This is a genomic window from Citrobacter sp. CK206, from assembly GCF_030333125.1.
In the GTDB taxonomy this organism is placed as follows: Bacteria; Pseudomonadota; Gammaproteobacteria; order Enterobacterales; family Enterobacteriaceae; genus Citrobacter_B; species Citrobacter_B koseri.
The window spans coordinates 414639-438975 of record NZ_JAOWGM010000020.1 but is presented as its reverse complement, the minus strand read 5'-3'; the positions used below and the strand labels follow the sequence as shown (position 1 = coordinate 438975).

20 protein-coding genes are annotated in these 24337 nt (G+C 55.1%); 13 read left to right on the top strand and 7 right to left on the bottom strand.

Features of this window, described 5'->3' with window-relative positions:
- Positions 1-29: 29 nt before the first annotated feature.
- Positions 30-1973, bottom strand: coding sequence for a bifunctional 2',3'-cyclic-nucleotide 2'-phosphodiesterase/3'-nucleotidase (locus OGX81_RS02820; protein WP_286487523.1), 1944 nt, complete (start codon positions 1971-1973; stop codon positions 30-32).
- Positions 1974-2163: 190 nt separating this feature from the next.
- On the opposite strand from OGX81_RS02820, the gene cysQ reads away from it, so the two are divergent.
- The gene (gene cysQ / locus OGX81_RS02815; protein ID WP_049010955.1) at positions 2164-2904 is read left to right on the top strand and encodes a 3'(2'),5'-bisphosphate nucleotidase CysQ; all 741 of its coding nucleotides are present in this window, start codon (positions 2164-2166) and stop codon (positions 2902-2904) included.
- Here cysQ and OGX81_RS02810 read toward each other — a convergent pair.
- Positions 2901-3458: a YtfJ family protein gene (locus OGX81_RS02810; RefSeq protein ID WP_049010956.1), complete on the bottom strand. Its 558-nt coding sequence runs from the start codon at positions 3456-3458 to the stop codon at positions 2901-2903. The two genes, cysQ and OGX81_RS02810, sit on opposite strands and share 4 nt — an antisense overlap.
- A gap of 325 nt (positions 3459-3783) precedes the next feature.
- Here OGX81_RS02810 and OGX81_RS02805 point away from each other — a divergent pair, with 325 nt between their 5' ends.
- A complete protein-coding gene (locus OGX81_RS02805; protein WP_004857160.1) occupies positions 3784-3990 on the top strand; it encodes a DUF1107 domain-containing protein in 207 nt (68 codons plus the stop codon).
- Positions 3991-4071: 81 nt separating this feature from the next.
- Here the strand turns inward: OGX81_RS02805 and paeA are convergent, their stop codons facing one another.
- Positions 4072-5415 (bottom strand): polyamine export protein PaeA, encoded by a 1344-nt coding sequence (gene paeA / locus OGX81_RS02800; RefSeq protein ID WP_012134390.1) that lies wholly within the window; start codon positions 5413-5415, stop codon positions 4072-4074.
- A 151-nt stretch (positions 5416-5566) separates the two neighbouring features.
- Positions 5567-6205, bottom strand: coding sequence for a peptide-methionine (S)-S-oxide reductase MsrA (msrA, locus tag OGX81_RS02795; RefSeq protein ID WP_024130782.1), 639 nt, complete (start codon positions 6203-6205; stop codon positions 5567-5569).
- A 213-nt stretch (positions 6206-6418) separates the two neighbouring features.
- Here msrA and tamA point away from each other — a divergent pair, with 213 nt between their 5' ends.
- From tamA to OGX81_RS02780, 3 genes are read left to right on the top strand one after another with little or no spacing between them, the layout of a single operon-like run.
- Entirely contained in the window at positions 6419-8152 is a 1734-nt protein-coding gene (tamA, locus tag OGX81_RS02790; RefSeq protein ID WP_104867856.1) for an autotransporter assembly complex protein TamA, read from the top strand.
- Positions 8149-11928, top strand: a complete 3780-nt coding sequence (gene tamB / locus OGX81_RS02785; protein WP_104867855.1) for an autotransporter assembly complex protein TamB — start codon at positions 8149-8151, stop codon at positions 11926-11928. The genes tamA and tamB overlap by 4 nt, the downstream gene beginning before the upstream one ends.
- Positions 11929-11930: 2 nt before the next feature.
- Positions 11931-12275: a gamma-glutamylcyclotransferase family protein gene (locus OGX81_RS02780; protein ID WP_012134386.1), complete on the top strand. Its 345-nt coding sequence runs from the start codon at positions 11931-11933 to the stop codon at positions 12273-12275.
- 181 nt (positions 12276-12456) lie between these two features.
- On the opposite strand, the gene ppa is transcribed toward OGX81_RS02780, so the two are convergent.
- Positions 12457-12987 carry an inorganic diphosphatase gene (gene ppa, locus OGX81_RS02775; protein ID WP_012134382.1) on the bottom strand — a complete coding sequence of 177 codons (531 nt, stop codon included), beginning with the start codon at positions 12985-12987 and terminating at the stop codon, positions 12457-12459.
- Positions 12988-13297: 310 nt separating this feature from the next.
- Here ppa and ytfQ point away from each other — a divergent pair, with 310 nt between their 5' ends.
- The 5 genes from ytfQ (at position 13298) to OGX81_RS02750 (ending at position 19097) form a co-directional block, all read left to right on the top strand.
- Positions 13298-14254 (top strand): galactofuranose ABC transporter substrate-binding protein YtfQ, encoded by a 957-nt coding sequence (gene ytfQ, locus OGX81_RS02770; protein WP_012134381.1) that lies wholly within the window; start codon positions 13298-13300, stop codon positions 14252-14254.
- Positions 14255-14376: 122 nt separating this feature from the next.
- Complete coding sequence (gene ytfR / locus OGX81_RS02765) at positions 14377-15879, top strand: galactofuranose ABC transporter, ATP-binding protein YtfR (RefSeq protein ID WP_058668471.1); 1503 nt, start codon at positions 14377-14379, stop codon at positions 15877-15879.
- A 13-nt stretch (positions 15880-15892) separates the two neighbouring features.
- The gene (ytfT, locus tag OGX81_RS02760) at positions 15893-16915 is read left to right on the top strand and encodes a galactofuranose ABC transporter, ATP-binding protein YtfT (protein WP_024130780.1); all 1023 of its coding nucleotides are present in this window, start codon (positions 15893-15895) and stop codon (positions 16913-16915) included.
- Positions 16902-17903: a galactofuranose ABC transporter, permease protein YjfF gene (gene yjfF, locus OGX81_RS02755; RefSeq protein ID WP_024130779.1), complete on the top strand. Its 1002-nt coding sequence runs from the start codon at positions 16902-16904 to the stop codon at positions 17901-17903. The genes ytfT and yjfF overlap by 14 nt, the downstream gene beginning before the upstream one ends.
- A gap of 81 nt (positions 17904-17984) precedes the next feature.
- A complete protein-coding gene (locus tag OGX81_RS02750; protein ID WP_104867854.1) occupies positions 17985-19097 on the top strand; it encodes a methyl-accepting chemotaxis protein in 1113 nt (370 codons plus the stop codon).
- A 105-nt stretch (positions 19098-19202) separates the two neighbouring features.
- Here the strand turns inward: OGX81_RS02750 and fbp are convergent, their stop codons facing one another.
- Positions 19203-20201: a class 1 fructose-bisphosphatase gene (gene fbp, locus OGX81_RS02745; protein WP_024130778.1), complete on the bottom strand. Its 999-nt coding sequence runs from the start codon at positions 20199-20201 to the stop codon at positions 19203-19205.
- A gap of 175 nt (positions 20202-20376) precedes the next feature.
- Here fbp and mpl point away from each other — a divergent pair, with 175 nt between their 5' ends.
- Positions 20377-21750 carry a UDP-N-acetylmuramate:L-alanyl-gamma-D-glutamyl-meso-diaminopimelate ligase gene (gene mpl, locus OGX81_RS02740; RefSeq protein WP_024130777.1) on the top strand — a complete coding sequence of 458 codons (1374 nt, stop codon included), beginning with the start codon at positions 20377-20379 and terminating at the stop codon, positions 21748-21750.
- A gap of 97 nt (positions 21751-21847) precedes the next feature.
- Here the strand turns inward: mpl and yjgA are convergent, their stop codons facing one another.
- Positions 21848-22399, bottom strand: a complete 552-nt coding sequence (yjgA, locus tag OGX81_RS02735) for a ribosome biogenesis factor YjgA (RefSeq protein WP_012134373.1) — start codon at positions 22397-22399, stop codon at positions 21848-21850.
- A gap of 95 nt (positions 22400-22494) precedes the next feature.
- Here yjgA and pmbA point away from each other — a divergent pair, with 95 nt between their 5' ends.
- Together pmbA and cybC are read left to right on the top strand one after the other, a co-directional pair.
- Positions 22495-23847 (top strand): metalloprotease PmbA, encoded by a 1353-nt coding sequence (pmbA, locus tag OGX81_RS02730; protein WP_047459405.1) that lies wholly within the window; start codon positions 22495-22497, stop codon positions 23845-23847.
- A 44-nt stretch (positions 23848-23891) separates the two neighbouring features.
- A complete protein-coding gene (cybC, locus tag OGX81_RS02725) occupies positions 23892-24278 on the top strand; it encodes a cytochrome b562 (protein WP_104867853.1) in 387 nt (128 codons plus the stop codon).
- Positions 24279-24337: the final 59 nt, after the last annotated feature.

The following is a 24337-nucleotide window of genomic DNA, read 5'->3' as shown; positions in this document are numbered from 1 at the left end:
GTAAGGCGAAGCCGCCACCCGGCGTGGTTTTACTTACTCAAATCCAGCTGATAAATCGCAAAGCCGATGTCATCGGTAGCGACTTTATTCATCGGATATTGTCCCTTCTCTTTGATAAACGCGGCAGCCTTGTCGGACGGCGAGGTTTCGAAGCGGATATCCAGTTTCGTGTCGCTGTGAACTGGCGCCAGACGCCAGTTGTTGTCCGCCGCCGGGTGGATTTCCCCCGCACGCTTCGACTCCGCGCCAATCCACGCCGCCAGCACGGAGCGGTTCTCATCCGGTGATGCAAAAGCGATGTGGCTGTCGCCCGTACCGGCAAATTTGCCGCCGTAGGCGCGATAGTTATTGGTCGCGACCAGGAACATGGCGTTCGGATCGACAGGCTTGCCGTTGAAGGTCAGATTTTTAATACGTTCCGCTTGCGGATTCACCGTCTGGCATTCGCCGTCGTAGCGCGCAGGCTGCGACACATCAATCTGATACTCCACGCCGTCAATCACATCAAAGTTATAGGTGCGAAAACTGTCCCAGTTGATCAATGACTGCGGTTTACTGCTGTGGACATCAATCTGATTGAACTGCCCGGCGGAACATTCCAGCCACTCTTTTACCTCTTTGCCGCTGGCTTTTACGACGACCAGCATATTCGGATAGAGGTAAAGATCGGCGGCGTTGCGGAAGGTAAGCTGACCTTTTTCCACTTCAACAAAGCTGGCAGGATCGTTTTTACGTCCACCGACTTTAAACGGCGCAGCGGCAGAGAGCACCGGCAGTTTCGCCAGGTCCGGGTCGCCCTGAATAAAGTGTTCGACATACGCTTTCTGCGCGTTGTTCACCACCTGCACGGTAGGATCGTCCTGCACCAGCGCCAGGTAGCTGTACATGTTATCGGCGGACTTACCGATCGGTTTGCTAACAAACTCGCGGGTGGCATCGTGGTCGGCTTTCAGGATACCCACCAGTTTTTTATCTTCTGCGGCCAGCGATTTTTTCGCGGCGGCATCGTAAATGGGCCGCGCTTCGGCTTTCGCATCGGTCACCTGCCATTTGCCGCTGTCGTTGTTGAGCACCAGATCCACCACGCCCAGATGATCGCCCCACATACCCGGCATGACCGCCGGTACCCCGTTAAGCGTACCTTTTGCGATATCCGCGCCGTTGATATCGGCAAAATCTTTGGAAGGGAAGACCGCGTGCGCATGGCCGAACATGATGGCGTCAACGCCGGGGACTTCGCTCAGGTAATACACGGAGTTTTCCGCCATTGTCTGGTACGGATCGGCAGAAAGCCCGGAGTGGGCAATCACCACCACAACGTCGGCGCCGTTGGCGCGCATCTCCGGCACATACTGACGAGCGGTTTCGGTAATGTCGTTGACGGTGACTTTGCCGCTCAGGTTGGCTTTATCCCAGGTCATAATCTGCGGAGGGACAAAACCGATATAGCCAATTTTCAGCGTCTGCGTGTTGCCCTCTTTATCGACCACGTCAGTCTCTTTGATCAGATAAGGCGTAAACAGCGGCTTTTTGGTCTTAACGTCGATGATATTGGCATTCACGTAAGGGAACTTCGCGCCCGCCAGCGCCTTATGCAGATAGTCCAGACCGTAGTTAAATTCATGGTTACCGAGGTTGCCGACCGCATAATCCAGCGTATTCAACGCCTTGTAGACAGGGTGAATATCACCAGCTTTCAGCCCCTTTGCCGCCATGTAATCGCCCAGCGGACTCCCCTGAATAAGATCGCCGTTATCGACCAGCACGCTATTTTTGACTTCATTTCTGGCGGCGTTAATTAAACTTGCTGTGCGTACCAGTCCGAATTTTTCGGTCGCTGTATCTTTGTAATAATCGAAATCCATCATGTTGCTATGCAAATCAGTGGTTTCCATAATCCGAAGATCGACGGTCGCCGCATTCACGCTGGCGGCGATCAGCGTGGCCAGGAGCGTTGCGCTAAACTTAATCATCAGGGGCATCCTTTTTTAGATCTGAAACACAAAAGAAAATGTATATAAGTCTTGTTGCTTACAGAACTGTGAATCATGACATGAATTCAGCCATTAAAACCGCAATCGCTATCACAGATGGCGGATTCATTTACGATGGGGTATAAGTAAAACAAAGAGTTAAACGCCACTGCCATAAACGAGGTGGAGAATGCTAGAACATGTATGCCAGCTTGCACGGAATGCGGGCGATGCCATTATGCAGGTCTACGATGGAATCAAACCGATTGAAATCACCAACAAGCAGGATGATTCTCCGGTTACTGCGGCGGATATTGCCGCCCACGCGGTGATACTGGAAGGGTTACAGGCGCTGACGCCGGATATCCCGGTTTTGTCGGAAGAAGATCCGCCCTCCTGGGATGTGCGCCAGCACTGGCAGCGCTACTGGCTGGTTGACCCGTTAGACGGCACCAAAGAGTTCATCAAACGTAACGGCGAGTTTACCGTCAATATTGCGCTGATTGATAAAGGTAAACCGGTTCTGGGCGTGGTCTACGCGCCCGTCATGAAAGTGATGTACAGCGCTGCGGAAGGAAAAGCCTGGAAAGAAGAGTGCGGCGTGCGTAAACAGATTCAGGTGCGCGACGCGCGACCGCCGCTGGTGGTGATTAGCCGCTCCCATGCCGACAACGAGCTGCAAGAGTACCTGCAACAGCTGGGCGAGCATCAGACGACCTCCATCGGCTCATCGCTGAAGTTTTGTCTGGTGGCGGAAGGGCAGGCGCAGCTGTATCCGCGCTTTGGGCCGACCTGCGTCTGGGACACTGCCGCAGGCCATGCCGTTGCCGCTGCGGCCGGGGCGCACGTTCACAACTGGCAGGGGAAACCCCTGGACTATACCCCGCGTGAATCGTTCCTTAACCCCGGCTTCCGGGTCTCTATCTATTAATTATTCAGCAACTTATGCAGCAGGGCGATCACCTGCTGCACCTCTGCCGGGCTTAACCCGCCGTCTTTGGCATACTGAATACGCCCGTCTTTATCGAGCACCACAATGGCGGAGCTCTCTTCTTCAAGCTGCCATGCCTTACGCGCCACGCCATTGCTGTCGACAATAAATTGTGACCACGGATAGAGTTTTTTATTGCTCTCGATGCTGCTGCGCACAAACATGCTGGTGCCCGGAATCGCGTCGTCGGTGTTGACGATAGTGGTCGTCTGGTAGCGGTCATGCGGGAGATTAGCGGATTTAATCGCTTCTATCAGCGCGGCGTTTTTCTCTTTCGCTGACGTTCGTCCGGCGATGTGCTGCAACACCCGAACTTTCCCGGGGAGCTGCGCGCTATTCCAGCTTTTGTAGCTAAACTTGTTGTTATCAAGAATCAGTTCGCCGCGATCGGTGATCCCAATCGGTGATACGCGCTGATGGGTTTCAAAGTTATGCGCGGAGGCCATCATCGGCAGTAACAGGCACGACAGCGCCAGCAGTTTACGTAAGGTCATGGGGTTTCCTTCTTTATTTTTTGCAGGTGATCCGACCACTTGGGTCTGAGGTTTAATCATATGTGCGAATGATGCTTTTTCCCGCAAGCGTGATGCCAGTTTGCGGACGGGCGCACAAATCCTGCGAAAAATGAAGACTTATACTGAAGACAGCGAATCGGTGAATAGATAATTCTGAATAACTGTAATGAAAAGGTAAATAAACTTATACACACTGGAAACATCGTAGAGATAGTCTATAGTCATATGGCATTAAAATTTGCGCCTTAGAACAGCTGGGCCGAATGTGGCACCGCAAAGGCGTAACGCTCAGCAGGAGATAACAATGAAAATTTTCCAACGGTACAACCCGCTACAGGTGGCGAAGTACGTGAAGATCCTGTTCCGTGGACGGTTATATATCAAGGACGTTGGCGCTTTTGAGTTTGATAAGGGCAAGATTCTTATCCCAAAAGTGAAGGATAAGCAGCATTTGTCTGTGATGTCCGAAGTTAACCGTCAGGTTCTGCGTCTGCAAACTGAGATGGCTTAACCAAAGTGCTATGCAGTAGTTTAAAGTAGTATAAAAAAACGGCTCCCAATGGGAGCCGTTGATGTTTCCAGGGCCGGGCATTTATGCCGGGCCTTCTTCTTTCTCTTTGCTATCCGGCAGTTTAGGGACCAGGATGCTGGTTTTGGTGTCGAGGCGCGTTACCAGTAGCTGATCGATACGGTAGTTGTCGATATCCACCACCTCAAATTTATAGCCCGAGAACTTCACCGAGTCGGTGCGTTTCGGGATTTTACGCAGCATAAACATCATAAAGCCGCCGATGGTCTCGTAGTTGCCGGACTGCGGGAACTCGTCGATATCCAGCACGCGCATGACGTCGTCAATCGGCGTTCCGCCGTCGATCAGCCAGGAGTTTTCATCGCGCGCCACGATTTGTTCTTCCAGACCCTGACCGACCAGGTCGCCCATCAGCGTGGTCATCACGTCGTTCAGCGTGATAATCCCGACCACCAGCGCGTATTCGTTCATGATCACCGCGAAGTCTTCCCCCGCCGTCTTAAAGCTTTCCAGCGCTTCAGAGAGGGTCAGGGTGTCCGGCACGATTAATGTGTTGCGGATCTGCACGCCGCTGTTAAGCGCCATACTCTGGTTTGCCAGAACGCGGTTGAGCAGATCTTTAGAATCAACGTAGCCGATGATGTGATCGATATCTTCATTACACACCAGGAATTTTGAGTGCGGATGCTCCGCGACTTTATTTTTCAGGCTTTGCTCATCTTCGTGCAGATCGAACCAGATGATGTTTTCACGCGACGTCATGGAAGACGGCACGGTACGCGATTCCAGCTCAAACACGTTTTCAATCAGCTCGTGTTCCTGCTTACGCAGCACGCCAGCAAGCGCCCCGGCTTCCACGACGGCGTAAATATCGTCCGAGGTGATATCGTCTTTACGCACCATCGGGATTTTAAACAGGCGGAAAATGCTGTTTGCCAGGCCGTTGAAGAACCACACTAAGGGGCGGAAAACGAACAGGCAGAAGCGCATCGGGTTGATGATACGCAAAGCCACGGCTTCTGGCGCAATCATACCGATGCGTTTCGGGGTTAAATCGGCGAACAGGATGAACATACCGGTAACTAACGAGAAGGAGAGCACGAAGCTTAACTGCTCGGAGAGTTCTGGCGACATATAGTTCGAGAACAACGAATGAAAGGCCGGAGAGAATGCGGCATCGCCGACGATACCGCCCAGAATGGCGACAGCGTTAAGGCCAATTTGCACCACGGTAAAAAACGTCCCGGGGTTTTCCTGCATTTTCAGGATGCGTTGCGCATTGATGTTGCCTTCATCAGCCAGCAACTTGAGTTTTATCTTTCGTGAAGCGGCAAGCGAGATCTCGGATATCGAGAAGAACGCACTCACAGCGATCAGGCAGAGTATAATTAAAATACTGTTTAACATATCTTATCCGACCGTTCAGGTCAGATCCTCGGAAGGGGAAGTTGATAAATCCGTGTGATATACACATTGAAAACCGGCCCGAAGGATGTGGGCCGGCAATTTCAGTCGCTAGTATAGCGTAAGGAACTGTAAAGCCGCCAGAGGCGCTGAATTAACCTTGCGGCGGTAAGCACACGCCGATCCCGCCAATGCCGCAATAGCCATACGGATTCTTGTGCAGATACTGCTGGTGATCGTCCTCGGCATAGTAAAACGGGGTGGCGGTGTTGATCTCGGTGGTGATGTGGCGATCGTCGTTTGCCGCAGTCATCGCGCTCTGGAAACGCGCCAGGCTGGCATGTGCGGCGGCGTTCTGCTCTGGCGTTAACGGATAAATCGCCGAGCGGTACTGCGTTCCGTGATCGTTGCCCTGCTGCATACCTTGCGCCGGATCGTGATTTTCCCAGAAGACCTGCAACAATTGTTCATAGCTGATAACCTGCGGATCGTAGACGACGCGTACCGCTTCGGCGTGGCCGGTTTGTCCGGAGCAGACTTCCCGGTAGGTTGGGTTTGGCGTATAGCCACCGGTGTATCCCGCTGCGGTGCTGTAAACGCCGGGTAATTGCCAGAACAAACGCTCGACGCCCCAGAAGCAACCCATGGCGAAGAGGGCAATTTCCATCCCTTCGGGCACGTTTGTCATTGAGTGTCCGTTTACCGCATGTAAAGTTGCCACTGGCATCGGGGTATTGCGTCCAGGTAGGGCATCTGCTTGTGAAACAAGATGCTTTTTATCAAATAAACTCATGGGCCATTCTCCCGAAATCAGTAATTGGGGTTAAGGTTGTAACGAGACGCGTCTTTGCACACAATAGTTACAGTGAATGCGTCTAGAGTAAACATAAGAAATATTTGGGTTGTCGTCTGTTTTTCAATCCCGGTTGTTGGGTTTTTGTTAAGCCGTGGAGCGGCATTGTGATTTCCTTCCAGGGGTGGGAATAAGGGATATTCAGGAGAAAACGTGCCATATATCCGTCAGTTATGCTGGGTTAGCTTACTGTGCTTAAGCGGTTCTGCCGTAGCCGAAAACGTCCGTTTACAGGTCGAGGGGTTATCGGGTGAACTGGAAAAAAACGTTCGTGCGCAGTTGTCTACGATTCAAAGTGATGAAGTGACGCCGGACCGGCGTTTTCGCGCGCGCGTTGATGATGCCATCCGCGAAGGGTTAAAAGCGCTGGGCTACTACGAGCCGACCATTGATTTTGAGCTGCGCCCGCCGCCGGAGAAGGGGCGTCAGGTCTTGCTCGCCAAAGTGACGCCAGGCGAACCGGTTCGCATCGGCGGAACAGAAGTGATTTTACGCGGCGGCGCGCGTACCGACAGGGATTATCTGGATTTGCTGAAAACGCGTCCGGCCATCGGAACCGTGCTGAATCATGGCGACTATGACGGCTTCAAAAAGTCATTAACCAGCGTGGCGCTACGTAAAGGCTATTTCGACAGTGAATTTAATAAAAGCCAGTTAGGCGTGTCGCTCGATCGTCACCAGGCGTTCTGGGACATCGATTACAACAGCGGTGAGCGCTATCGCTTTGGCCAGGTCACTTTCGAAGGTTCGCAGATTCGCGACGAGTATCTGCAAAACCTGATCCCGTTCAAAGAGGGAGATTACTACCAGTCGAAAGACCTGGCGGAACTGAACCGCCGTCTGTCGGCCACCGGCTGGTTTAACTCGGTCGTCGTCGCGCCTGAATTTGATAAAGCGCGCGAAACCAAAGTATTACCGCTGCACGGCGTCATGTCGCCACGTACTGAAAACACCATTGAAACGGGCGTCGGCTACTCTACCGACGTCGGGCCGCGTGTGAAGGCGACGTGGAAAAAACCGTGGATGAACTCCTACGGCCACAGCCTGACCACCAGCGCCAGTATCTCCGCCCCGGAGCAGCAGGTCGATTTCAGCTATAAAATGCCGCTCTTAAAGAACCCGCTGGAACAATACTATCTGGTTCAGGGGGGGATTAAGCGCACCGATCTCAACGACACCGAAGCGGACTCCTCCACGCTTGCCGTTTCCCGCTACTGGGACCTTTCCAGCGGCTGGCAGCGCGCCATCAATCTGCGCTGGAGCCTCGATCACTTTACGCAGGGTAACGTCACCAACACCACCATGCTGCTCTATCCGGGCGTGATGATCAGCCGTACCCGATCGCGCGGCGGCCTGATGCCGACGTGGGGGGATTCCCAGCGTTACTCCATCGATTACTCGAACACCGCCTGGGGTTCGGACGTGGATTTCTCGGTATTTCAGGCGCAAAACGTCTGGATTCGCTCGCTGTACGATCGCCATCGCTTCGTGATGCGCGGCAACCTGGGCTGGATTGAGACCGGCGATTTCGACAAAGTGCCGCCGGATTTGCGTTTCTTCGCTGGTGGCGATCGCAGTATTCGCGGTTATAAATACAAATCTATCTCGCCGGAAGACAGCGACGGCAACCTGAAAGGGGCGTCGAAGCTGGTGACGGGCTCGCTGGAATACCAGTACAACGTGACCGGAAAATGGTGGGGGGCGATGTTCGTCGACAGCGGCGAAGCCGTCAGCGATATCCGTAAGAGCGACGTTAAAACCGGCGCCGGGGTTGGCGTGCGTTGGCAGTCTCCGGTCGGGCCGATCAAGCTCGATTTTGCCGTGCCGGTTGGTGACAAAGACGAACACGGTTTACAGTTTTACATCGGTCTGGGGCCTGAATTATGAGTTTATGGAAGAAAATAAGCCTCGGCGTACTGATTTTTATTCTGCTGCTGCTGGGAACCGTGGCGTTCCTGGTGGGCACCACGACGGGGCTGCATCTGGTCTTTAACGCGGCGAACCGCTGGGTGCCGGGGCTGGAGATCGGTCAGGTAACTGGCGGCTGGCGTGACCTGTCGCTGAAAAATATTCGTTACGATCAGCCCGGCGTGGCGGTGAATGCCGGTGAAATCCACCTGGCGGTGAAACTCGGCTGCCTGTGGGACAGCAGCCTGTGTGTTAACGATCTGTCGTTGAAGGACATCAACGTCGCCATCGACAGCAAAAAAATGCCGCCTTCCGAACCGGTGGAGGAAGAAGAGGACAGCGGGCCGCTGAATCTTTCCACGCCGTATCCCATCACGCTTTCACGCGTGGCGCTCAGCAATATCAATCTCAAAATTGATGATACGACCGTCTCGGTGATGGATTTCACCTCCGGCCTTAACTGGCAGGAGAAAACCCTGACTCTGAAGCCCACTTCGCTACAGGGGCTGCTAATCGCGTTGCCAAAAGTGGCGGAAGTGGCGCAGGAAGAGGTGGTTGAACCGAAGATTGACCATCCCCAACCGGATGAAAAGCCGCTTGGCGAGACGCTGAAGGATCTGTTCTCAAAGCCCGTGTTGCCGGAGATGGCCGATGTGCATCTGCCGCTCAACCTTAATATTGAGGAGTTCAAGGGCGAACAGCTGCGCGTGACGGGCGATACTGACCTGATGGTGCGCAACATGCTGCTGAAAGTCAGCAGCATCGACGGCAATATGAAACTGGATGCGCTGGATATCGACGCCAACCAGGGCACCGTCAATGCGACCGGAACGGCGCAGTTGACCAACTCGTGGCCGGTGGATATCACCCTCAACAGCACGCTGAATATCGATCCGCTGAAAGGCGAAAAGGTGAAGCTGAAGGTAGGCGGCGCGCTGCGTGAACAGCTGGAGATCGGCGTTAACCTCTCCGGGCCGGTGGATATGGATCTGCGCGCCCAGACGCGTCTCGCCGAGGCCGGGTTGCCGCTGAACGTTGAAGTGGCAAGCCGCCAGGTTTACTGGCCGTTTACCGGCGACAAGCAGTTCCAGGCCGACGATATCAAACTCAAACTTACCGGCAAGATGACCGACTACACGTTGTCGATGCGCACGGCGGTGAAGGGGCAGGACATTCCGCCCGCCACCATTACCCTGGATGCAAAAGGCAACGAACAGCAGATCAATCTCGATAAGCTCACCGTGGCGGCGCTGGAAGGGAAAACCGAGCTGAAAGCGCTGGTCGACTGGCAGCAGGCGATCAGCTGGCGCGGCGAACTGACGCTGGACGGCATCAACACGGCGAAAGAGATCCCGGACTGGCCTTCTACGCTTAATGGCCTGATCAAAACCCGGGGAAGCCTCTATGGCGGCAGCTGGCAGATGGATGTGCCTGAGCTGAAACTGACCGGTAACGTGAAGCAGAACAAGGTCAATGTTAACGGCTCTCTGAAGGGTAACAGCTACATGCAGTGGGTCATTCCGGGTCTGCATCTGGAGCTGGGACGCAATAGCGCCGATGTGAAAGGCGAACTGGGCATTAAGGATCTCAATCTCGACGCCACGATTGATGCGCCGAATCTGGATAACGCGCTGCCGGGGCTGGGCGGTACCGCCAAAGGGCTGGTGAAAGTCCGTGGTACGGTCGATGCGCCGCAGCTGCTGGCGGATATCAACGCGCGCGGATTACGCTGGCAGGAGCTGTCGGTGGCGCAGGTGCGTGTGGAAGGGGACATCAAATCCACCGACCAGATCGCCGGGAATCTTGACGTTCGCGTTGAGCGGATTACGCAGCCGGACGTCAATATCAACCTCGTCACCCTGAATGCCAAAGGCAGCGAAAAGCAGCATGAACTGCAACTGCGGATTCAGGGCGAGCCGGTCTCCGGGCAGCTTGCGCTTGCGGGCAGTTTTGACCGTAAAGAAGCGCGCTGGAAAGGCACGCTCAGCAATACGCGCTTCCAGACGCCGGTGGGGCCGTGGTCGCTGACGCACGCCATTGCGCTGGATTACCGTAACCAGGAACAGAAAATCAGCATCGGGCCGCACTGCTGGACGAACCCGAATGCGGAGCTGTGCGTACCGCAAACGATCGATGCCGGGGCAGAAGGACGGGCGGTAGTGAATCTCAACCGTTTCGATCTGGCGATGCTGAAGCCGTTTATGCCGGACGCCACGCAGGCCAGCGGCGTCTTTAGCGGAAAAGCGGATGTCGCGTGGGACACCACCAAAGAGGGGCTGCCGCAAGGGCAGGTCACGCTGTCGGGTCGTAACGTGAAGGTAACGCAACGGGTCAATGACGCGCCGTTACCGGTGGCTTTCGACACGCTGAACCTGAATGCCGATCTGCACAATAACCGGGCGCAGTTAGGCTGGATGATCCGTCTGACCAATAACGGCCAGTTCGACGGGCAGGTACAGATAACCGACCCGCAAGGGCGGCGTAATATTGGCGGTAACGTCAATATCCGCAACTTCAACCTGGCGATGGTCAACCCTGTCTTCTCGCGCGGCGAAAAAGCGGCGGGCATGTTGAACGCAAACCTGCGTCTGGGGGGCGATGTGCAAAGCCCACAGATGTTTGGTCAGCTACAGCTGAGCGGCCTGGATGTGGATGGCAACTTTATGCCGTTTGATATGCAGCCAAGCCAACTGGCGATGAATTTCAACGGTACGCGTTCAACTCTGCAAGGCGTGGTGCGCACGCAGCAGGGGCAAATTAATCTGAGTGGCGACGCTGACTGGAGCCAGATAGATAACTGGCGCGCCCGCGTGGCGGCGAAAGGCAGCCGCGTGCGTATCACCGTGCCGCCGATGGTGCGGCTGGATGTTTCCCCGGATGTGGTCTTTGAGGCGACGCCGAGCCTGTTCACGCTGGATGGACGCGTGGATGTGCCGTGGGCGCGTATCGTGGTGCATGAACTGCCGGAAAGCGCGGTAGGCGTCTCCAGTGATGAAGTCATGCTCAATAACGATCTACAGCCTGAAAATCCGCAGAGCGCGTCGATTCCGATCAACAGCAATCTGATTGTCCACGTAGGGAACAACGTCCGCATGGATGCGTTTGGCCTGAAAGCGCGTCTGACCGGCGACCTGAAAGTTGCGCAGGATAAACAGGGACTGGGGCTTAACGGGCAGATCAATATTCCTGACGGGCGCTTCCATGCGTATGGTCAGGATCTGATCGTGCGTAAGGGGGAACTGCTGTTCTCTGGCCCGCCGGATCAGCCATTGCTCAACATCGAGGCGATTCGTAATCCTGAATCGACGGAGAACGACGTCATTGCCGGGGTGCGCGTGACCGGCACTGCGGATGAGCCGAAAGCGGAAATCTTCTCCGATCCGGCGATGTCCCAGCAGGAGGCGCTGTCTTACCTGCTGCGCGGCCAGGGGCTGGAGAGCGATCAGAGCGACAGTGCGGCGATGACCTCAATGCTTGTTGGTCTGGGGGTTGCACAAAGTGGTCAGGTTGTGGGTAAAATCGGGGAGACATTTGGCGTAAGCAATCTGGCGCTGGACACGCAAGGGGTGGGCGACTCATCCCAGGTTGTGGTCAGCGGATATGTGCTGCCAGGTCTGCAAGTGAAATATGGTGTGGGTATATTTGACTCTTTGGCGACGCTCACGTTACGTTATCGCCTGATGCCTAAGCTATATCTGGAAGCAGTGTCTGGCGTAGATCAGGCACTTGATTTGCTCTATCAGTTCGAGTTTTAGCAATGCGAATATTTGTTTACGGCAGTTTACGACGCAAACAGGGCAACAGCCACTGGATGACCAACGCCCAGTTGCTGGGCGATTACAGTATTGATAACTACCAGTTGTATAGCCTGGGCCACTATCCAGGCGCAGTTCCGGGAAACGGATCGGTACACGGTGAAGTTTATCGTATTGATAACGCCACGCTGGCCGAACTTGATGCCTTGCGCACCAGGGGCGGCGAATATGCACGCCAGTTAATCCAGACACCGTACGGAAGCGCATGGATGTATGTGTACCAACGTCCGGTCGAAGGGTTAACGCTGATTGAAAGCGGTAACTGGTTAGACAGAGACCAGTGCTGATAAAAAAACACGCCACCTTCGGGTGGCGTTGTTTTATGTGGTGCCATAATCATGCTGCGGATGCCTGATGGCGCTGCGTCCTTCACCACCGCCACTGGAGGTGGCTTAGGATGGATAAAAAAAAGACCCTCAATAAATGAGGATCTCCAATAGTGACGTTGGCCTTAACGCGAAAACGAACTTATTTCTTCGCTGCGCGCTCGAAGGAAGCAACGATCTCAGCTTTAGCCGCTTCAGCGTTGTCCCAGCCGTCAACTTTCACCCATTTGCCTTTTTCGAGGTCTTTGTAGTGCTCGAAGAAGTGCGTGATCTGCGCTTTCAGCAGCTCCGGCAGGTCGTTCACGTCGTTGATGTGATCGTATTCTTTACTCAGTTTGGTGTGCGGTACGGCAACCAGCTTCGCATCTTCACCGGATTCGTCGGTCATTTTCAGAACGCCAACCGGACGGCAACGGATCACAGCACCCGGTTGCAGCGGATACGGCGTCGGAACCAGAACGTCTACCGGATCGCCATCCAGAGACAGGGTGTTGTTGATGTAGCCGTAGTTGCACGGATAGAACATCGCGGTGGACATGAAGCGGTCAACGAACAGTGCGCCGCTCTCTTTGTCAACTTCGTATTTGATCGGATCTGCGTTAGCCGGGATCTCAATAACAACGTAGATATCTTCCGGCAGATCTTTACCCGCAGGGACGTTGAGTAAGCTCATGTCTGTTTCCTTTAAATATATATGGCAAACAAGTGGCGAGTATTATAGCCAACTCGCGCTGAAAGTCTCCGCTTGTTTTCGTCTTCTTTCCCCTCCGGCTGCGATTTTCAGACGGTTTACGTGACAGGAAAATCCATAACAACAGCTGCTTTTTTCATAGGCGAATGAAAGCGATTACAAAGTTGTGATTAACCTTTTATTTACTTTTTTGAAGTGTGATGTAACGCAATCCGTTACATCACCTATTGTCTATAGTTTTCCTCGCGAATGCTTTTCACCCAACAATAACCTGGGCTACGAGGACATCATTATGTGGAAGCGCTTACTTTTAGTCACAGCAGTTTCGGCAGCCATGTCGTCTATGGCAATGGCCGCCCCCTTAACCGTAGGATTTTCGCAGGTCGGCTCTGAGTCCGGCTGGCGCGCCGCCGAAACCAACGTGGCGAAGAGCGAGGCCGAAAAACGCGGCATCACGCTGAAAATTGCCGACGGTCAGCAAAAACAGGAAAACCAGATTAAAGCCGTACGCTCATTTGTCGCTCAGGGCGTGGACGCCATCTTTATTGCGCCAGTGGTCGCGACAGGCTGGGAACCGGTCTTAAAAGAAGCCAAAGATGCGGAAATTCCGGTCTTTCTGCTCGACCGCTCCATTGATGTTAAAGACAAATCGCTCTATATGACCACCGTCACCGCCGACAACGTGCTGGAAGGCAGATTGATCGGCGACTGGCTGGTAAAAGAGGTGGATGGCAAGCCGTGTAACGTTGTTGAGCTGCAAGGCACCGTTGGGGCCAGCGTGGCGATCGACCGTAAGAAAGGGTTTGCCGAAGCCATCGCCAAAGCGCCAAACATCAAAATCATCCGCTCTCAGTCTGGCGACTTTACCCGTAGTAAAGGGAAAGAGGTGATGGAGAGCTTTATCAAAGCGGAAAACAACGGCAAAAACATCTGCATGGTTTACGCCCATAACGACGACATGGTGATCGGCGCGATCCAGGCGATTAAAGAAGCGGGCCTGAAGCCGGGCAAAGATATTCTGACGGGCTCTATCGACGGCGTGCCGGATATCTATAAAGCGATGATTGATGGCGAAGCCAATGCCAGCGTTGAACTGACGCCGAACATGGCCGGGCCCGCTTTCGATGCGCTGGAGAAATACAAAAAAGACGGCACGATGCCTGAGAAGCTGACCATCACCAAATCGACGCTGTACCTGCCTGACACCGCAAAAGAAGAGTTAGAGAAGAAGAAAAACATGGGCTACTGATTTTGCTGTTGGTCTTCTGTAGGCCGGATAAGGCGTTACGCCGCCATCCGGCATTTATTGCCTGATGGCGCTGCGCTTATCGGGCCTACGGAAAGGCCGTGCTTTCGAACCGGAGGAATGCCATGACCATCGACCAAAATCAGGAAATCCTCCGTACCGAGGGACTCAGTAAATTCTTTCCCGGCGTTAAGGCGCTGGATAACGTCGATTTTAGCCTGCGCCGGGGCGAAATCATGGCGCTGCTCGGGGAAAACGGGGCGGGAAAATCAACGCTGATTAAAGCATTAACCGGCGTATACCATGCCGATCGCGGCACTATCTGGCTGGAAGGCCAGGCGATTTCACCGAAGAATACCGCGCATGCCCAGCAACTGGGGATCGGAACCGTCTACCAGGAGGTTAACCTTCTGCCCAATATGTCGGTGGCGGATAACCTGTTTATCGGTCGTGAGCCCCGGCGTTTTGGCCTGCTGCGGCGCAAAGAAATGGAGAAACGCGCCACAGAATTGATGGCCTCTTACGGCTTTTCGCTGGATGTGCGTGAGCCGCTCAATCGCTTTTCCGTTGCAATGCAGCAGATTGTCGCTATCTGCCGGGCCATCGATCTCTCCGCGAAAGTCCTGATCCTCGACGAACCCACCGCCAGCCTCGACACCCAGGAAGTTGAGATGCTGTTTGGCCTGATGCGCCATCTGCGCGATCGCGGCGTCAGCCTGATTTTTGTTACGCACTTTCTCGATCAGGTTTATCAGGTGAGCGATCGGATCACCGTGTTACGCAACGGCAGCTTTGTCGGTTGCCGCGAAACCCGCGAGCTTCCACAGATCGAACTGGTGAAAATGATGCTGGGGCGCGAACTGGAGACCCATGCGCTACAGCGGGCGGGGCGCACCTTGCTGAGCGATAAACCGGTGGCTGCCTTTAAAGATTACGGCAGGAAAGGCACCATCTCGCCGTTCAGCCTGGAAGTCCGCCCCGGCGAGATCGTCGGTCTGGCAGGACTGTTGGGATCGGGGCGTACCGAAACCGCAGAGGTGATCTTCGGCATCAAACCGGCCGACAGCGGCAGTGCGATGATCAAAGGTAAACCGCAAACCCTGCGATCGCCGCATCAGGCTTCATGCCTTGGGATCGGCTTTTGCCCGGAAGACAGGAAAACGGACGGCATTATTGCCGCCGCATCGGTACGGGAAAATATCATTCTGGCGCTACAGGCGCAGCGGGGCTGGCTGCGGCCGATTTCCCGCAGAGAACAGCAGGAGATTGCCGAGCGTTTTATCCGCCAGTTGGGCATTCGTACCCCCAGTGCGGAACAGCCGATTGAATTTCTCTCCGGCGGCAATCAGCAAAAAGTGTTGCTGTCGCGCTGGTTGCTGACCAAACCGCAGTTCCTGATTCTGGATGAACCGACACGCGGCATCGACGTTGGGGCGCATGCGGAGATCATCCGCCTGATCGAAACGCTGTGTGCGGACGGGCTGGCGCTGCTGGTCATCTCCTCTGAACTGGAGGAACTGGTGGGCTATGCCGATCGGGTGATCATCATGCGCGATCGTAAACAGGTGGCGGAGATCCCGCTGGCGGAACTGTCCGTTCCGGCGATCATGAACGCCATTGCGGCGTAAGGAGAATAGTGTGATGCCTCAGTCTCTCCCGCAAACCACACCGCCGAAGCGACGTTTTCGCTGGCCGACAGGTATGCCGCAGATCGTGGCGTTGCTGCTGGTGCTGTTGGTGGACAGCCTGGTGGCGCCGCATTTCTGGCAGGTGATTTTGCAGGATGGTCGCCTGTTCGGCAGCCCGATTGACATTCTTAACCGCGCGGCTCCCGTTGCGCTGCTGGCGATTGGGATGACGCTGGTGATCGCCACTGGCGGTATCGATCTCTCCGTCGGGGCGGTAATGGCGATTGCCGGGGCGACCACTGCCGCCATGACGGTGGCCGGGCACAGCTTACCGGTGGTGCTGCTCGCGGCGCTGGGAACCGGCGTACTGGCGGGCTTGTGGAATGGTATTCTGGTGGCGATCCTTAAAATTCAGCCGTTTGTCGCCACGCTCATTCTGATGGTGGCCGGACGTGGCGTGGCGCAACTCATCACCTCCGGGCAGATCGTCACCTTTAACTCACCCAACTTATCGTGGTTCGGCAGCGGTTCGCTGCTGCTGTTTCCGACGCCTGTGATTATCGCGCTGCTTACCCTGGTGGTGTTCTGGCTGCTGACCCGTAAAACGGCGCTGGGGATGTTCATTGAAGCGGTGGGGATCAACATTCGGGCGGCGAAAAATGCCGGGGTGAACACCCGCATTATCGTTATGCTCACCTATGTTCTGAGCGGCCTGTGCGCGGCGATTGCGGGCATCATCATCACGGCGGATATTCGCGGCGCGGACGCCAACAACGCCGGACTCTGGCTGGAGCTGGACGCCATTCTGGCCGTGGTTATTGGCGGCGGCTCGCTGATGGGCGGGCGCTTTAACCTGCTGCTGTCGGTCGTGGGCGCATTGATTATCCAGGGGATGAATACCGGCATCCTGCTGTCAGGCTTTCCGCCGGAGATGAACCAGGTCGTCAAAGCCATCGTGGTGTTATGTGTGCTGATTGTGCAGTCGCAGCGCTTTATCAGTCTGATAAAAGGAGTGCGTGGTCGTGATAAAACGTAACTTACCGTTGATGATCACCCTCGGGGTTTTTGTGCTGGGCTACCTCTATTGCCTGACGCAGTTCCCCGGTTTCGCCTCAACCCGGGTTATCTGCAACATCCTGACCGATAACGCTTTCCTCGGGATTATTGCGGTTGGCATGACCTTCGTGATCCTCTCCGGCGGCATCGATCTGTCCGTGGGATCGGTGATCGCGTTTACCGGCGTTTTTCTGGCGAAGGCCATTGGCTACTGGGGGATCTCGCCGCTGCTGGCCTTCCCGCTGGTACTGGCGATGGGCTGTGCGTTCGGGGCATTTATGGGGCTGCTGATTGATGCGCTGAAGATTCCGGCGTTTATCATTACGCTGGCGGGGATGTTCTTCCTGCGTGGCGTCAGTTATCTGGTGTCTGAGGAGTCGATCCCGATTAACCACCCGATTTACGATACGCTCTCCAGCCTGGCGTGGAAAATCCCCGGCGGCGGGCGTCTGAGCGCAATGGGGCTGCTGATGCTGGCGGTGGTGGTGATCGGCATTTTCCTCGCCCACCGTACGCGGTTTGGTAATCAGGTTTACGCCATTGGCGGAAATGCGGCGTCGGCGAACCTGATGGGGATTTCGACGCGCAGCACCACCATCCGTATTTATATGCTCTCTACCGGGCTTGCGACGCTGGCGGGTATTGTTTTCTCCATTTATACCCAAGCCGGTTATGCGCTGGCGGGCGTTGGCGTTGAGCTGGATGCCATCGCATCGGTGGTGATTGGCGGTACGTTGCTGAGCGGAGGCGTGGGGACGGTGTTAGGTACGCTGTTCGGCGTGGCGATCCAGGGGCTGATCCAGACCTATATTAACTTCGATGGCACGCTGAGTTCCTGGTGGACGAAGATCGCTATCGGGATTTTGTTGTTTATTTTTATTGCCTTGCAGCGTGGTCTGACGGTGCTGTGGGAGAATCGCCAGAGCTCTCCAGTTACGCGTGTCAACACAGCCGCAACACCGAAGTAACATATTGAATTTCCTGAAACGTATAAACTTTTTCCGGTTGTAGTCGATAGATTCTATATCCCTACAACCGGAAAGATAACGATGCCAAAATCCCTCTCTATTCGTACAAGTTTACTGGTTTTACTGTCTTTACTTACCCTGCTCCTGTTGCTGACGGGCGGTATGGGGCTCTACGCCTCCACCCGTATTATCACTTCCTGGGTCTATTATGGGGTGATGACGGGGGCGACGCTGGCCGCCATCGGCCTCTTGGCGCTGGTATGGCTGATGTTGCGTAATAAGCTCCTGAAACCTCTTGATAATGTTGTTGAGCAACTGGAGTGTCTGGCGACAGGGGATTTATCGCCGACGGTAAGCCGTTTTGCCAGCTCTGAATTTAACCGTCTGAATACCGCCCTTGAAGAGATGCGTGCGGCGCTGAGTGAATCCGTGGTACGCGTTCGTGACGCCAGCACGCAGATTGATACCGGCAGCCGTGAACTGACGGCGGGCAACCTGCATCTGGCGCAACGCACGGAGTCTACGGCCACCTCGCTGGAACAGACAGCCGCCAGCATGGAAGAGCTGACTGCGACGGTGAAACTGAACGCTGAAAATGCCGATCAGGCGCACCAACTGGCGAAATCAGTCTCGGACACCGCCGATCGCGGTAGTGAGATGGTGTGCTATGTCATTGAGAAAATGCGTGATATTTCCGGCAGCTCTGACCGTATCGCCGATATTCTCGGCGTAATTGACGGCATCGCTTTCCAGACCAATATTCTGGCGCTGAATGCCTCCGTTGAAGCGGCGCGCGCTGGTGAACAGGGGCGCGGTTTTGCGGTGGTTGCCGGTGAGGTGCGTAATCTCGCCAGCCGCAGCGCCGATGCCGCGAAAGAGATCCGCGCGCTCATCAGCGACTCGCAAACGCATGTCGGAGAGGGCAGCGATCTGGCGATGCAGGCCGGTGAAACGATGGATGAGATTGCGACAGAAGTGATGCGCATGACCAAACTGATGCGTGAGATTGCCAGTGCTTCTCAGGAACAGAGCCGGGGCATTGAGCAGGTGAATATCGCGGTCAGTCAGATGGATGAAACCGCACAGCAGAACGCGGCGCTGGTACAGCAATCTTCCGCAGCCACCCGTTCGCTGGAAGAACAGTCCCATGCGCTGCTGGAGGCGATGGCCGTATTTAAGCTACAGGCAGCGTAACCGAACGTAGGCCGGATAAGGCGAAGCCGTCATCAGGCAATAAATAATTGCCGGATGGCAACGCTGCGCGTTTTATCCGGCCTACATCCGTGCGATTAATGATAATTATGCGTCCGGGAACTCGCGGATGAAGCGTTCTACGTCTTCCACCATATGATCGGTGCCGACGAAGAACGGACGGCGCTGGTGCAGGCTTTCCGGCGTAATATCCAGAATGCGCTCTTTACCGTCGCTCGCTTTGCCGCCCGCCTGCTCAGCCAGGAAGGCCATCGGGTTGCATTCGTACAGCAGACGCAGTTTCCCTTCCGGGTGGCTGGCGGTGCTCGGGTAGAGGTAGATCCCGCCTTTCAGCAGGTTGCGGTGGAAATCCGCCACCAGGGAGCCAATATAGCGCGAGGTGTACGGGCGATTCGTGGACTTGTCCTCTTCCTGGCAGAACTTAATGTACTTCTTCACGCCATTCGGGAATTTGATGTAGTTGCCTTCGTTAATGGAGTAGGTGTTGCCCTTCTCCGGGAAGCGCATACGCTCCTGGCACAGGCAGAAAACGCCCAGCGACGGATCGTAGGTGAAGGCGTGTACGCCGCAGCCGGTGGTGTAAACCAGCATGGTTGAAGAGCCGTAGACCACATAACCCGCAGCCACCTGCTTGTTGCCCGGTTGCAGGAAATCTTCTTCCGTCACCGGCGTGCCGACAGGCGTTACGCGGCGGTAGATAGAGAAAATAGTACCGACAGAGACGTTAACATCGATGTTGGACGAGCCATCCAGTGGGTCCATCAGCACCACGTATTTCGCGTGTTCGCAGCCTTCAAAGACGACAATTTCATCTTCTTCTTCAGAAGCGATGCCCGCCACAATATCGCGCGCCTTCAGTGCAGCTTTCAGTTTTTCGTTCGCGAACAGGTCGAGTTTCTGCTGAACCTCGCCCTGCACGTTCTCAGCACCGCTGGCACCCAGGATATCGACCAGACCGGCCTTGTTGATATCGCGGTGGATGATCTTGGCGCCCAGCTTTATTGCCGACAACAAAGCAGTGAGCTCACCGGTAGCATGAGAGAACTCGTGCTGCTTTTCGACAATAAATTCACCTAACGTTTTCATAACACTTTCCCTGCAATTGATATGGAGTAAAGCGACCGTAACAATCTTAACAAATATTTCAGCGGCCGCGCTCAGGTGAATCGCGCCAGCAAAGTACGGAATATCCTGAAATGCGTTTCTCACTTGCCTGACATGTGCGTAAAATGGCCCCCAGATTAAAAAAGGGTAGTGACGTATGCGCATTCATATTTTGGGAATTTGTGGCACTTTCATGGGCGGTCTGGCGATGCTGGCGCGCTCGCTCGGTCATGAAGTAACGGGTTCGGACGCCAATGTGTATCCGCCGATGAGCACCCTGCTTGAGAAGCAGGGCATTGATTTAATTCAGGGTTACGACGCCAGCCAGCTCGACCCACAGCCAGACCTGGTGATCATCGGCAACGCTATGACCCGTGGAAATCCGTGTGTTGAAGCGGTGCTGGAAAAGAACATTCCGTATATGTCCGGCCCGCAGTGGCTGCATGACTTTGTTCTGCGCGATCGCTGGGTGCTGGCCGTAGCCGGTACGCACGGTAAAACCACCACGGCAGGCATGGCGACCTGGATTCTGGAAGCCTGCGGTTATCAGCCGGGCTTCGTGATTGGCGGCGTTCCGGGTAATTTCGACGTTTCTGCCCGTCTGGGTGAAAGTCACTTCTTCGTCATTGAGGCGGATGAGTACGACTGCGCGTTCTTCGATAAGCGTTCCAAGTTTGTGCATTACTGCCCGCGCACGCTGATCCTCAACAACCTTGAGTTCGACCATGCGGACATCTTTGACGATCTGAAAGCGATTCAGAAGCAGTTCCACCACCTGGTGCGCATCGTGCCGGGGCAAGGGCGCATTATTTTCCCGGAACACGACATCAACCTGAAGCAGACGATCGCGATGGGCTGCTGGAGCGAGCAGGAGCTGGTGGGCGAGCAGGGGCACTGGCAGGCGAAGAAACTGAACGCGGATGCATCCGTTTGGGAAGTGTGGCTGGACGGTGAAAAAGCCGGTGAAGTGAAGTGGTCGCTGGTCGGTGAACACAATATGAATAACGGGCTGATGGCGATTGCCGCCGCTCGTCATGTTGGCGTGATGCCTGCGGATGCGGCTAACGCGTTGGGATCGTTCATCAACGCCCGTCGTCGTCTGGAGCTGCGCGGTGAAGCCAACGGTGTGACGGTGTATGACGATTTCGCTCACCACCCGACGGCGATCCTGGCGACGCTTGCGGCGTTGCGCAGTAAAGTGGGCGGTACGGCGCGTATTCTTGCGGTGCTGGAACCGCGCTCCAACACCATGAAGATGGGTCTTTGCAAAGACGATCTGGCTCCGTCGTTAGGGCGTGCGGATGAAGTGTTCTTGTTGCAACCGCAGCATATTCCGTGGCAGGTGGCGGAAGTCGCGGATGCCTGTGTTCAGCCTGCGCACTGGAGCGGAGATGTGGACGCGCTGGCCGATATGGTGGTGAAAACCGCGCAGCCTGGCGATCATATTCTGGTGATGAGCAACGGCGGGTTCGGCGGCATCCATCAAAAACTGTTGGATGGCCTGGCGAAAAAGGCAGAGGCTGCGGAGTAATCATATGCCCGGTGGCGCTGCGCTTACCGGGCCTACAATCTGTAGGCCGGATAAGACGTTTTGCGTCGCCATCCGGCACACTTAACTCACGTACGCATTACTCTTCGTTTTCCGCCAGCTCACGCAGATACTGGAAGATCTGCCGCGCCGACTTCGGCGGCTTGTTGCCTTCTTTCTCTTTCTTCGCGTTGCGGATCAGCGAGCGAAGCTGTTGACGGTCGGCATTCGGCCACAGGCTCAGCACTTCCTCCACCGCATCATCACCTTCAACGATCAGGCGATCGCGCAGTTGCTCAAGCTTATGGAACAGCACCACCTGCTGGTTGTGGCGGTTTTTCAGCTTATCCAGCGCCTGACGAATAGGTTCAACGTCGCGTTGACGCAGCATCTTACCGATCAGCTGCAACTGACGGCGGCGGCCTTCCATCTTAATACGCTGGGCCAGCTCAATGGCGGCGCGCAGATCCGCATCAAGCGGGATCTTATCCAGCGCGTTTTTCCCCAGATCCACAATTTCCGCGCCCAGGCGTTTTAACTCCTCGGCATCGCGTTTAATTTCACTTTTGCTGACCCAGATAATTTCATCGTCTTCGTCTTCGATGTCATCACCGGGAACGTCGTCGAGCCAGTCTTCGGGCTGCTTTGTCATGTCAGGCTCCTTAAAAAAAGAGGCTAATGTTACCAGTTAAGATGCGCACTGAAAAACGGTTCTCTGTTAGACTTCAGAGAAACTCTCTCTACAGTATGGCATTTGCGATGAAAGTAATCTCACAAGTTGAAGCGCAGCGTAAGATTCTGGAAGAAGCGGTCTCGACAGCCCTGGAGCTCGCCTCAGGCAAATCAGACGGCGCGGAAGTCTCTGTCAGCAAGACCACCGGCATCAGCGTCAGCACCCGTTATGGTGAAGTGGAGAACGTAGAATTTAATAGTGACGGCGCGCTGGGGATCACCGTTTATCACCAGAACCGTAAAGGCAGCGCGTCATCCACCGATTTAAGCCCGCAGGCGATTGCCCGTACCGTACAGGCAGCGCTGGATATTGCTCGCTATACCTCGCCGGACCCGTGCGCGGGCGTGGCAGATAAAGATCTGCTGGCCTTTGAGGCGCCGGATCTCGATCTGTTCCACCCGGCGGAAGTAACCCCGGATGAGGCCATTGATCTGGCTGCTCGCGCGGAGCAGGCGTCGTTGCAGGCGGATAAACGTATTACCAACACCGAAGGCGGCAGCTTTAACAGCCATTACGGCATCAAAGTGTTCGGCAACAGCCACGGCATGTTGCAGGGGTACTGCTCCACGCGCCATTCGCTCTCAAGCTGTGTCATCGCCGAAGAAAAGGGCGACATGGAGCGTGATTACGCCTACACCATTGGCCGCGCGTTAGGCGATCTGCAAACGCCGGAATGGGTGGGCGCCGAGTGCGCGCGCCGCACGTTATCTCGCCTGGCGCCGCGCAAACTCTCGACCATGAAAGCGCCGGTGATTTTCGCGAATGAAGTGGCGACCGGGTTGTTTGGTCACCTGGTCGGCGCGATTGCGGGCGGCTCGGTATACCGTAAATCGACCTTCCTGCTGGATTCGCTGGGCAAACAAATTCTGCCGGAATGGCTGACCATCGAAGAACACCCGCATCTGCTGAAAGGGCTGGCCTCTTCGCCATTCGACAGCGAAGGTGTGCGCACAGAGCGTCGCGACATTGTGAAAGACGGCGTGCTGACCCAGTGGCTGCTGACCAACTATTCCGCGCGCAAACTGGGGCTGAAAAGCACCGGGCACGCGGGCGGCATCCATAACTGGCGCATTGCCGGGCAGGGGCTGAGCTTTGAACAACTGCTCAAAGAGATGGGCACCGGTCTGGTCGTCACCGAACTCATGGGCCAGGGAGTGAGCGGCATTACTGGCGACTACTCCCGTGGCGCGGCCGGTTTCTGGGTTGAGAACGGCGAGATCCAGTATCCGGTCAGTGAGATCACCATCGCCGGGAATTTAAAAGAGATGTGGCGCAATATCGTCACCGTGGGTAACGATATTGAAACGCGTAGCAATATACAGTGTGGTTCCGTGCTGTTACCGGAGATGAAAATCGCCGGGCAGTAGCACTCGTTTGTTTTCTTTTCATAATAAAAATGAGGAAGTGAGCAATGCGTAAAAACCTGTTAACTGTTCTTGCCATATCATCCCTGGCATTCAGTTCGGCGGTGTTTTCTGCCGATCTTGAAGACAATATGGACACGCTTAACGACAATCTGAAGGTGGTGGAAAAAACAGATAACGCGACCGAACTGAAAGACGCGTTAAGCAAAATGCGCGCCGCTGCGCTGGATGCGCAAAAAGGCACGCCGCCCAAGCTGGAAGATAAAGCCCCGGATAGCCCGGAGATGAAGGATTTTCGCCACGGTTTAGATACGCTGGTCGGTCAGATTGACGGCGCATTAAAACTGGCGAATGAAGGAAAAATCAAAGAGGCGCAAGCGGCGGCGGAAGCGTTTAAAACCACTCGCAACACGTACCATAAGAAGTATCGTTAATAACGTGATGTAGGCCGGATAAGACGCATCGCGTCGTCATCCGGCATTTCCCCTGGGCC